Source organism: Rothia sp. HMSC066G02, assembly GCF_001813145.1.
Taxonomy (GTDB): domain Bacteria; phylum Actinomycetota; class Actinomycetes; order Actinomycetales; family Micrococcaceae; genus Rothia.
The window spans coordinates 92608-103913 of sequence record NZ_KV811595.1 but is presented as its reverse complement, the minus strand read 5'-3'; the positions used below and the strand labels follow the sequence as shown (position 1 = coordinate 103913).

Sequence of the window (11306 nt, the reverse complement as noted above, 5' to 3'; positions counted from 1 at the left end):
ACCGGGATTTAGGCTTCCGGTTCTGCCGTCCACTTCTCGGGCGCATCCACCGCGTTCGGGGCGATGCGGCGCAGCTCCTGCAGTACCGCCTGCTTGTCCTCGGCGTAGCGGGTGCGGAAGCCGGTCTGCACGCGGTGACCGTCCAGGGTCCAACCAATCACGACCAGGCCGTTCTTCTCCACAACCTTGCCCGCCATACCGCGGTCGGTGGTGATGACGGCGAGCTTCTTCGCCGGAATCCACAGGTCCTTCGCTCCGTTACGGGTGAAGATGATGCTGTCCGGGTAAATCAGCAGGGTGGACTTGCTCTTGAAGCCGAGCGAATCGAAACCCACGCGGTCCAGCCAGTTACCGAAGATCGTGGTGCTGACGTACTCGCCCTCAAAAGCGGCGTCAGCGGTCATGCCCTCGTAGCGTTCGGGAACTTCCTTGAGGGAGCCGAACATGTTCGCCTGGCGTGCCAGGCGCGAGCGCCATCCGTGCCACATGCCGTAGATGCACAGGGCGACCAGGGCGATGCAGATGATGGCGGTCAGGAACTTTCCCACGAAGGTTCTCTCTTTCGGTTGGGGTCTCGGTCGATGATCTCGGCCTGGGTTGGTGAGGTTGGGGGCGGTGCTCCCGGCGAGGCGGTGGCAGGCGTGAACCTACCACCGCCAGGCACGGTCACCACGTGCGTTCGCCTCGCGGGTTTAGCGGCGCGGGGTTGCCAGCTCGCCGTTCAGCACGGTCGGGTGGCCAGCGTAGAAGGTTGCACGGATCGAGCCGGGCACCTCCATGTCGCGGTAGGGGTTGTTCTTACCCTTGGTAGCCTGCTCCTCCGGCTTAATCACGCGGGTTGCCTTCGGGTCGACCAGCACAATGTTTGCCGGTTCGCCTTCGGCAAGCGGGCGGCCCTGCTCGTGGTCCAGGCGACCAATCTTCGCGGGCTCCTCGGAGAGGATGCGTGCCACATCGCGCCAGGTAATCATGCCGGTGTCAACCAGGGTCATCTGGATGATGGACAGTGCCTGCTCCAGACCGGTCATACCGTTCGCGGCGCACGCCCACTCGCATTCCTTGGTCTCTGCCGGGTGCGGTGCGTGGTCGGTACCAATCACGTCGATGATGCCGTCAGCAACAGCCTGACGCAGCGCCATGACGTCCTCTTCGGTGCGCAGCGGCGGGTTCACCTTGAAAATCGGGTCGTAGGTGCGTGCAGTCTCGTCGGTGAGCAGCAGGTGGTGCGGGGTTGCCTCCGCGGTCACCTTCACGCCGCGGGACTTAGCCCAGCGCACAACCTCAATGGAGCCCTTGGTGGACAGGTGGCAGATGTGCAGCTTAGAGTCCAGGTGCTCAGCCAGCAGCACGTCGCGGGCAATGATTGCCTCTTCAGCGACAGCGGGCCAACCGGTCAGACCCAGATCAGCGGACACCTTACCTTCGTTCATCTGGGCGCCTTCGGTCAGGCGCGGCTCCTGCGCGTGCTGCGCAATAACGCCGTCGAAGGTCTTGACGTATTCGAGGGCGCGGCGCATCACGGCGGGGTCGTACACGCACATGCCGTCGTCAGAGAACACGCGCACGTTCGCGGTGGAGTTCGCCATGCCGCCAATGTCGGAGAGGCGCTCGCCCTTCAGACCCACGGTTACTGCGCCGATGGGCTGCACGCGGCACCATGCGGATTCCTTGCCGAGGCGGTCAACCTGCTCAACGACTGCGGCGGTGTCTGCCACGGGCATGGAGTTTGCCATGGCGAACACCGCGGTGTAGCCGCCCAGGGCTGCTGCACGGGTGCCGGTCTCAACGGTTTCGGATGCCTCGTAGCCGGGCTGACGCAGGTGGGTGTGGATGTCGACCAGACCGGGCAGTGCCACCTGGCCTGCCGCCTCGACGACCTGTGCGTCTGCGGCGTCGATGTTCTCTGCGATGCGGCTAATCACGCCGTCCTCGATGAGGATGTCGGCGACCTTTTCGCCGTAGAGGCTTGCGCCCTTAATCAGGTACTTGCTCATGGTGTTGGTTCCTCTCGTTAGGAAGGTCGTTTAGGATTCGTCGCCGGCGTAGAGCTTGGCGCTGGAGCCGTCGGTCAGAAGCAGGTAGAGCACCGCCATGCGCAACGCCACGCCGTTGCTGACCTGGCGCAGGACCCAGGAGTTGGTGGCGTCGGCGGCTTCGGTGCAGATTTCCAGGCCGCGGTTCATGGGGCCCGGGTGCAGGATTGCGACCGGCTGCGGCTGCGCCTGCAGGGTTGCGAAGCGTTCGGCGGTCAGGCCCCACAGGTCGGTGTACTCCTCTGCGGAGGGGAAGTACGCGGCGTTCATGCGTTCCTTCTGGATGCGCAGCAGCATGACGGCGTCGGGGTTGGTGGCGATGGCTTCGTCGAAGTCGTGGAAGATTTCCAGGCCGGCTTCTTCAACCCAGGAGGCTGTGTTCAGCGGCAGCAGGGTCGGCGGCGCGACGAAGACGACCTGCGCGCCGAGGGTGTGCAACAGCCAGAGGTTGGAGCGTGCCACACGCGAGTGCAGGATGTCGCCAACGATGAGCACACGCATGCCGGACAGGTCGGTGCCGCGGGGGCTGTCGAGGCCGTCGCGTTCTGCCTTGTACTGGCGCAGGGATACGGCGTCGAGCAGTGCCTGGGTGGGGTGTGCGTGGGTGCCGTCGCCCGCGTTGAGCACGGGAATGTCGGTCCAACCTGCCTCGGCGAGGCGCTGCGGTGCGCCGGATGCCGAGTGGCGGATCACGAACGCATCCGCGGCAATCGCCTTGAGGGTCTGCGCGGTGTCCTTGAGCGACTCGCCCTTAGACAGGGAGGAGCCAGATGCGGAGAAGTTGGTGACGGCGGCGCCCAGGCGCTTCTCTGCGGCTTCGAAGGAGAGGCGGGTTCGGGTGGAGTCCTCGAAGAAGAGGTTGACGACGGTCTTGCCGTTGAGCACGTTGAGGGTGCGGTTTTCGGCTTTGACCTGCGCCATGTAGTCGGCGACGTCAAGGATTTCGATGGCTTCTTCGCGGGTTAGTTCGCGGGTGTCGAGCAGATGCTTCATGAGAGCCCTCCCAGCTGGATAATGTCAACTCGGTCTGTTGCGTTGTCGGTTTCAGTCAGTACGACGCGCACGGTTTCGCTGGCGCTGGTGGGCAGGTTTTTGCCCACGTGGTCGGCGCGGATGGGTAGTTGCCGGTGTCCGCGGTCTACGAGGACTGCCAGGCGTACGAGGGCGGGTCGTCCGTGGGCGTTGAGTGCGTCGAGGGCGGCGCGTACGGTGCGGCCGGAGTAGAGGACGTCGTCAACGAGGACTACGGTTTTGCCTTCAATGCCGATGGTGGGCATGATGCTTTCCCCTGCGGTGTCTGGGGAGGTGGTGCCGCCGGTTCGCTGGTCGTCGCGGTAGGCGGTGATGTCCAGGGCGCCGATTCGTGTTTCTGCGTTGAAGTTCGGCTCGATGGCTTGGATGCGGGCTGCGAGTCGTACGGCAAGGGGCACGCCGCGGGAGCGGATGCCGATGAGTACGAGGTTTTCTACGCCTTTATTGGTTTCGATGATTTCGTAGGCGATGCGGGTGAGGGCGCGGCGGATTTCGTCCTCGCTGAGGATGGTGCGGCCGACGGTGGTCGCGTCCTCGGAGGTGCTTTGAGGGGTTGCCGAATGGGGGGCTGCGGTTAGATTTCGCCCCTGATTCGCGCCGGATGTGGGTACAGTTGACCCAGGCATAGCCGTCTCCTTCCCCGCCTCACGGGACGGATTTAAAGGTTTTGTGCTTCTAGTAGGGTACCACAGTTCACAGGCTACGTTCAGGTTCGGCGAGAGACCGCTCACGGTGAGGGGGCTGCGGGGATATCAGAAGCACCTATTGAAGAAGCACGTCTATAGCATGAGGCCAAAAATAGAAGTGGGAAGGTAGTTGAAGCACACTCAGATGTACTTCAAGTACCTTCCCATTTCTGAAAGCGTTAGTGCTGCGAGGGCTTGCAGTCACCCTGAACTTTGCGGCCACTCTGAATCACAAACACACCGTCAGGTCGACGAATCATAATGTTCTCGCGCATTTCCTCTGTTGCGAGAGAATCATCAAGAACAATAGGTTCGCCGGTTGGCCAGCGAAGGCTTCCCCAGTCTTCGCAATACTGCACACGAACAACGGCGTTAGGGGTGCTCTGCCCGTTTTGGTCCGTTGAGGCAGATACTTCGACTACTTCTACATCGCGGATTTCAATCTGCCCACTGAACGGCCCTTCCTGAAGTGTTTCACGTAAGTCCGCAAAACCATCCAGGGTGCTTTTAACGCCCTTCGGTTCCATATACTTAGCGAGATCCTTTTCACTGGTATGTTCCAGGTTCCCCTGCATCCAGGCATTCCGAAGGCGCACGTCCTGTTCCAGCACTTGCTTAGCAGCTTCTCCTGCAGCTTTTCGTGCTTCTTCTGAGTCAACGGTGGTGTCAACGGCGGCACGGATTTCGACAACCTCAGAACCGGTCGGGGTAGGCGAAGGAGTGGGAGTTGCGGAAGCTTCGGCGCTTGCCGATTCAGCGCTCGCGGAAGTGGATGCGCTCGATTCTGCGTTGACCTGCGAGCCGCCAGAACATGCGGACAGGGTGAGCATCATTGCCGCCGAGAGCGCGGCAATAGAACTACGGTTAAACATCATTGTTGGTTCTTTTCTGGTGTGTGGTTGTGCCGCCAAAAGACGGCTATGAAACGGTGACTGCTGGAGGCGCATATCGAGCAACACAGGCGGGGGTAGCCTCCCCGTGTGCCCGATATGCGTCCCATTAGATTAAGGGCGGAGGTTAGACAACCTCGTCTACCTCATAGTCACAACCTTCATGCTCAATATCGGTACTGCCGAGAACATATGCCCCGTCATCACGTCGAACGATAAAAATCCTCCGTGTTTGGCTGGCGTTCAGCCTACGCCCGTCAGACATACGAATATTGCTGGTATCTTCACAGTAGGTGATGGCTATACCAGCGTTAGGCTGCGACGGCTTAGAACCGTCAGAGTGCTCCAAACTGTAGATAGAGGGAAAGCGAACATCACGGAAAACAATATCGCCTTCCACAGGAGCGGATACAGCGAGCTTACGCATAGACTCTACCTGCTTTTTAACGCTTTCAAGAATGCGCTTATCTACATACTGCAATAGTTCCTCATCGCTGGTATGCTCCAGATCTCCATGCACCCATGCGTTCTTAACACGTAGATGCTGGTCCAATACGGCGTACGCTGCGACAAGCGCCGCGTTTTCAGCTTCCTTCGAATCATTATTGGTGTCCACGCTCGGGCGAACCAGTACAATCTCGGAGCCAGACGGGCCGGTCGGGGTAGGTGAAGGAGTGGGGGTTGCGGAAGCTTCGGCGCTTGCGGATTCAGTGCTCGCGGAAGTGGAAGCGCTCGATTCTGCGTTGACCTGCGCGCCGCCGGAACAAGCGGACAGGGTGAGCATCATCGCCGCAGAGAGCGCGGCAATAGAAGTACGGTTGAACATCATTGTTGGTTCTTTTCTGGTGTGTGGTTGTGTAAACCGCAGAATTATCCACGCAACAACGTGTGGAATTCAGCGGAATGTTATCGGTTGATGCCATTACCCTAACATATATCCACAGAGCACACACCCCGGCTCACTATTTGTCCACTTTGGCAATGTTCCGTTCATATCGGTGCAGACAAGGGCATATCTGAGGTATGCATAGAGGCGCATACCGGGCACGCGGGGCGACCGCATCCGCTCAAAGCGAGTAGTGATACTAAACGAGGCGCATACCGGACACGCAGGGCGGGGGCTCCGTCCTCAAGGCGCTCAGCGCCGCAGAGGGGGCACTCCCCCGCCTGCGTTGTCCGGTGAAGCCTCGACTGTTGCCGCCTACCCTACCCACGGGCTCCGATGAAACCTCAACTGTTGCTAACAAACCCTGCGAGCGCATCCGCACCCAATACGGAACCCCACGCAGAACTGCACCAACCAAGCGCAACCTAGACACAGAAAACCCCCGCCGTCCTGTAGCGAACTACAGCACGGCGGGGGTTTCACGTACGCTCCCCTGCGGACGCATCCTCAACGGCAGCAAACCAACCAGCCATAAAAGCTGGCGGGCAGGCCGCGGCGGGACGTCTTACGCGAGCAGGGTCGGCTTCACCTGACGGAGCTTATCCAGCAGACCGTTCACGAACTTCGGAGATTCATTCGTGGACAGCACACGCGCCAGACCGACAGCCTCAGAAATTGCGACAGCATCCGGAACTTCATCATTGTACAGAAGCTCCCAAGTGCCAATACGCAGCACGGCACGGTCCACGGCGGGCATACGCTCGAAGGACCAGTCACGGGCGTAAGTCTCCACAAACTCGCGGATCTCTTCGTCGTGGTCACGGACGCCACGAATGATTTCCTCAGAGTAAGCAGAGATCTGCGCTACCGTGTACAGTCGGCGGCGGCGGAGTACCTCAATATAATCTTCGTTGCGCTGATCCGCCTCGAAGAGCACTTCGAGGGCGCGCAATCGGGCTTTTGTACGCGAATTCATTAGTCGTTCACGCGACCGAGGTACTCACCGGTGCGGGTGTCAACCTTGACCTTGGTGCCGGTCTCCAGGAACAGGGGAACCTGGATCTCGTAGCCGGTCTCAACGGTTGCGGGCTTGGTGCCGCCGGTGGAGCGGTCACCCTGCAGGCCGGGCTCGGTGTAGGTGATTTCGAGGACCACGGATGCGGGCAGCTCGATGTACAGGGGGCTACCCTCGTGCATTGCGATGGTTGCGGTCTGGGATTCGAGCATGTAGTTTGCTGCGTCGCCGACAACGGTTGCGGGAACGTTGATCTGGTCGTAGGTCTTCATGTCCATGAAGACGTAGTCGTCGCCGTCCTGGTACAGGTACTGGTAGTCGGAGCGGTCAACGGTTGCGGTTTCGATCTTAGCGCCAGCGTTGAAGGTGCGGTCGACGACCTTGCCGGAGGTAACGTTGCGCAGCTTGGTGCGGACGAATGCGCCACCCTTGCCGGGCTTAACGTGCTGGAACTCTACGACGGACCAGAGGTTGCCGTCAATCTTCAGGACGGCGCCGTTCTTAATATCGGTAGTGGATGCCATGGGGCTCTCCTTCGTGTCATCGACGCTCACGCCGTAGTGGTACCCGGCGCGGCGCTAAGTTTTCAATGAGCAAAAATATGTCCCGTACATTCTACAGGATGCGCACGATTTTGCCTAGCAGGGGCGCCACAGTTTCTGCGGCGCCCCGCCCGGCTGGCGCGTATTAGCAAACACGCGCCGAGTGCATCCGGTGAATGTACGGGACTTGCACCTACTCGGAGATGATTTCCTGGTAGGTCATGTACAGGATCGAGTCGTCCGGCACCTCGTAGACGCGCGGGCGAGCCAAACCGTCAAGAATGATGAAGCGTAGCAGGTTGCCGCGTGCCTTCTTGTCGCGGCGCATTGCTTCGAGCAGCTGGGGCCATGCGTCTGCCTTGTAGGAGGTGGGCAGGCCCAGGGATTCGAGGATGCGGCGGGTGCGTGCCACGAGTTCTTCGTCGGCGTGGCCGGTTGCCAGCGCCAGTTCGGCGGCGTAGACCATGCCGACGGACACTGCCGCGCCGTGACGCCACTGGTAACGCTCGTTGCGCTCAATCGCGTGGGCGAGGGTGTGGCCGTAGTTCAGGATTTCGCGGCGGCCGGATTCGCGCAGGTCCTCGGAGACGACCTCAGCCTTCACGCGCACGCTGCGTTCAATGAGTTCACGCATCACGGCGGACTGCGAATCGCGTACGGCGTTCGGGTTCGCCTCAATCAGGTCAAGGATTTCGGGGTCTGCGATGAAGCCGCACTTGACGACCTCACCCATGCCGGTCAGCAGCTCATGCTCGGGCAGGGTGCGCAGGGTGCCGATCTCGCAGAGCACTGCGGCGGGCGGCCAGAACGCGCCGACCAGGTTCTTACCTTCGGCGGTGTTGATGCCGGTCTTACCGCCCACGGCAGCGTCCACCATGCCGAGCAGGGTGGTCGGAATGTGAATAACGCGCACGCCGCGCAGCCAGGTTGCCGCGACGAAGCCGGCAACGTCGGTAATGGCACCGCCGCCCACGGAGATGATCGCGTCGGTGCGGGTGAAGTCGTTCTGACCGAGCACCTGCCAGCAGAACGCCGCCACCTGGTAGTGCTTCGCCTCCTCAGCGTCCGGGATTTCGGCGCTGAACGATTCGTAGCCCATGGCGCGCAGGTCTTCCATGACCAGCTCACCGGTGGAACGCAGGGCACGCGGGTGAATCACGAGCACCTTCTTGGCGCGGTTGCCCAGAATTTCGGGGATTTTACCGAGCAGGTTGTGGCCGATAAGAACCTCATAGTTCTCACGCGGGGAGCTGCCGGTCACCGGGATGCGGGTGATATCTTCCGCGCCGGAGGCACCGAAAGTGGGGGTGGGCTGAGTGCTCATCGTGTGTCCTTTCACAGGTGAGGGGTTATGCTTGGGGGCGCTGCGCGCGGGAGGCGCGGGTTGCGGTCACGTACGCCTGGATTTCGGCGGTCATCTCGGTGATGGGGCGGCCGCCTCGTGCGTCCAGAGTGAAGTGCGCCAGCTCTTCGTATCGGCTGCGGCGGCGCTCAAAAATTTCGGTCCACCGCTCGACCGGGTTCGGCTGCAGCAGCGGGCGGGTCTTATTGCCGGTAATGCGCGGGGTGACGGTGTCAGCATCAACGAGGATGTACACCACGCATTCGTCCTTGAGCAGCTCCGCGACCGAGTCGGTCATGGGTGCGCCACCGCCCAGGGAGAACACCGTGTTGCGGTACACGGGCGAGGTGAGGACCTCTTCGATGGTTTTGCGTTCGAGCTCGCGGAAGTACGCCTCACCAAAAATCTCGAAGATTTCGGAGACTTCGCCGTAGCGTTCCACGATGAGCTGGTCGGCGTCGAGGAACTCGTAGCCGTAGAAACGCGCAAGGTGCGTACCAATGTAGGTTTTACCTGCCGCCATGGGGCCGATGAGCACGATGGGTCGGGAGCGTTCCGCGAAGTTCTCGTGCATTTCACGCACCTGCTGCGGGTGGATGCGAGCGCCGGCGGACTCGTCTTCTGCGAGCGCCTCTGCGGGGGCGGCAAGCTCTGTGGGGACGGTGAGCTCTGCGGGTGCCACAGATTCAGCCGGGGTTGCGGGCAGTTCGGAAGCGTCGAGGGGCTTCTCCCCCACCTGGTTCTCTTCTTCCGCGGGGGGCACAGCGGGTACTGCGGGTGCGGCAACCTGAACCTTGCCGAACAGCGCCGGGGTCGGACGGACCGGCTTGGCGGGTTCAGCCGCGGGCACAGCTACGGAAGTTTCGGGCACACCTACGGGGGCTGCGGGCGTGACCTGTACAGTCTTGGGTTCAGCCTTCTGCACGGGAGCAGAAACGCTCTCCCCCACCGCTTCTGCAGGCTGAGCCTGCTTTACAGGTGCCGGCTTGGGCGCGGCAGGTTTAGGCACAGTCGGCTTGGGCGCAGCGACTACTGAGGGCGCGGCAGGCTTCGGCGCAGTCGGCTTGGGTGCTTCCGCCTTCACGGGTTCCTTGCGGGATTCCTCTTCAGCGGTGCCCATGACCTGCAGGGCGCTGAGCAGCTTCAGGCGCAGGTCCTCGTCCAGGCCGAGCGCCGGGTCGGCGTCCTCAGACACCGAGGAGGCGTACAGGCGCACACCCTGCGTGCTCGCCGCAGCGGCGGCGGGCAGGGGACGGGCGCCAGAACGCATCAGATCAGCTGGGGTGGGCACGCGAGAAGCCGGGCGGGAAGAATCCTCACGCGCAACAGCCTCAGCGCCCGCAGCCTCAACAGCCTGCTCAGCCGCAGCAGATACACCGGATTCTGCGCCGGGTTCCGGGCGCGGCGAAGCGCCCCCTCGCGCACGTTGCGTTGCCGCAGCAATACGCGCAAGGGGGCTCGAAGCGACCGGGCGAACACCCTGCTCCACAGAAACCTCCCCGGAACCGCGACCCTTCGCGCCGCGGCCCTCTGACTCCGCCGGAAGGGGCACTACGCGTCCCAACCAGCCACGTTAGACTCCCACGCCAGAGACGCCGGGATAGCGTCCAGGTAGGAATCCATGTTGCGGCGAGTCTCACCAATCGAGTCGCCACCAAACTTCTCCAGTGCAGCCTCAGCGAGCACCAGGGCGACCATAGCCTCCGCCACCACGCCGGCGGCGGGAACAGCACACACGTCCGAACGCTGGTGGTGGGCGCGAGCCTCTTCACCGGTGGAAGTGTCAATGGTCTTCAGAGCCTTCGGCACGGTCGCAATGGGCTTCATTGCCGCGCGCACACGCAGCAGGTCACCAATGCTCATGCCGCCCTCAATACCACCTGCACGGTTGGTATCGCGGGTAACGCCGTGCTCACCGATGGAAATCTCGTCGTGAGCGGCAGTGCCCGGGCGGTCAGCGGTCGCAAAACCGTCGCCAACCTCAACGCCCTTAATAGCCTGAATACCCATCAGCGCTGCGGCAAGGCGCGCGTCCAGGCGGCGGTCCCAGTGCACGTACGAACCCAGTCCGGGAGGCATACCGTACGCGAGCACCTCAACCACACCGCCGAGAGTCTCGCCGTCCTTGTGCGCTTCGTCCACGCGCTGAACCATCGCGTCGGAGGTTGCCTTGTCAAAGCAACGCAGCGGGTCAGCGTCCAGCTGGTCAACGTTGCGGGGCGAAGGCACCGGGGCGCCCTCGGGAGCGTGCACGCCACCCACAGCCACGGTGTGAGAAACCAGCTCAACACCCAGAGCCTTCAAAATCTGGGCGGCAACCACGCCAAGAGCCACGCGGGTCGCAGTCTCACGTGCGGAGGCGCGCTCCAGCACCGGGCGAGCCTCAGAGAAGTTGTACTTCTGCATGCCGGTAAAGTCAGCGTGGCCGGGGCGCGGACGAGTCAGCGCAGCGTTACGCGCACGACCCTCAATCAGCTTCGGATCCACCGGGTCGGAGCTCATCACGTCAGTCCACTTGGGCCACTCGGTGTTCGCAATCTCAATCGCGACCGGGCCACCCTGAGTCAGGCCGTGACGCACACCGCCCAGGATGCGCACGCGGTCCTCCTCGAACTTCATGCGGGCACCGCGGCCGTAGCCAAGGCGGCGACGAGCCAGGGCGTCACGCACCATGTCGCTGGTGAGTTCCACACCGGCGGGTACGCCCTCAATAATGCCGACGAGCGCCTCGCCGTGGGATTCTCCGGCAGTGAGCCAACGCAGGGCCATAGGTTAACCTCTTTTCATCGCACCCGCACCGCAGCGCAGGAGGAAGGAATAATAATTCTTCACGTGTATAAATAGTGTATAAAATGCCCGTTTACTGAGCGAGTGAAAGCA

Annotated in this window: 11 protein-coding genes; all 11 read right to left on the bottom strand. The window is 62.0% G+C overall.

The window, feature by feature from the left end:
• Window positions 1–8: 8 nt before the first annotated feature.
• The gene (locus tag HMPREF2894_RS06245) at window positions 9–548 is read right to left on the bottom strand and encodes a PH-like domain-containing protein (protein ID WP_070604312.1); all 540 of its coding nucleotides are present in this window, start codon (window positions 546–548) and stop codon (window positions 9–11) included.
• Window positions 549–692: 144 nt separating this feature from the next.
• A complete protein-coding gene (locus HMPREF2894_RS06240; protein WP_070506251.1) occupies window positions 693–1994 on the bottom strand; it encodes a dihydroorotase in 1302 nt (433 codons plus the stop codon).
• 30 nt (window positions 1995–2024) lie between these two features.
• The gene (locus tag HMPREF2894_RS06235; protein ID WP_049337443.1) at window positions 2025–3026 is read right to left on the bottom strand and encodes an aspartate carbamoyltransferase catalytic subunit; all 1002 of its coding nucleotides are present in this window, start codon (window positions 3024–3026) and stop codon (window positions 2025–2027) included.
• Entirely contained in the window at window positions 3023–3691 is a 669-nt protein-coding gene (gene pyrR / locus HMPREF2894_RS06230) for a bifunctional pyr operon transcriptional regulator/uracil phosphoribosyltransferase PyrR (protein WP_049345471.1), read from the bottom strand. Before pyrR ends, HMPREF2894_RS06235 begins: the two co-directional genes overlap by 4 nt.
• A 239-nt stretch (window positions 3692–3930) precedes the next feature.
• A complete protein-coding gene (locus HMPREF2894_RS06225) occupies window positions 3931–4626 on the bottom strand; it encodes a methyl coenzyme M reductase subunit gamma (RefSeq protein ID WP_239664819.1) in 696 nt (231 codons plus the stop codon).
• A 142-nt stretch (window positions 4627–4768) separates the two neighbouring features.
• A complete protein-coding gene (locus HMPREF2894_RS06220; RefSeq protein ID WP_070738471.1) occupies window positions 4769–5470 on the bottom strand; it encodes a hypothetical protein in 702 nt (233 codons plus the stop codon).
• A gap of 622 nt (window positions 5471–6092) precedes the next feature.
• A complete protein-coding gene (gene nusB / locus HMPREF2894_RS06215; protein WP_005505934.1) occupies window positions 6093–6503 on the bottom strand; it encodes a transcription antitermination factor NusB in 411 nt (136 codons plus the stop codon).
• Window positions 6503–7066: an elongation factor P gene (gene efp / locus HMPREF2894_RS06210; RefSeq protein ID WP_005505932.1), complete on the bottom strand. Its 564-nt coding sequence runs from the start codon at window positions 7064–7066 to the stop codon at window positions 6503–6505. The genes nusB and efp overlap by 1 nt, the downstream gene beginning before the upstream one ends.
• 211 nt (window positions 7067–7277) lie before the next feature.
• Window positions 7278–8408, bottom strand: coding sequence for a 3-dehydroquinate synthase (gene aroB / locus HMPREF2894_RS06205; RefSeq protein WP_049352486.1), 1131 nt, complete (start codon window positions 8406–8408; stop codon window positions 7278–7280).
• A gap of 25 nt (window positions 8409–8433) precedes the next feature.
• Window positions 8434–9978, bottom strand: a complete 1545-nt coding sequence (locus HMPREF2894_RS09320; protein WP_070678305.1) for a shikimate kinase — start codon at window positions 9976–9978, stop codon at window positions 8434–8436.
• Window positions 9978–11195, bottom strand: a complete 1218-nt coding sequence (gene aroC / locus HMPREF2894_RS06195) for a chorismate synthase (RefSeq protein ID WP_070678302.1) — start codon at window positions 11193–11195, stop codon at window positions 9978–9980. Before aroC ends, HMPREF2894_RS09320 begins: the two co-directional genes overlap by 1 nt.
• Between the last annotated feature and the right edge of the window lie 111 nt (window positions 11196–11306).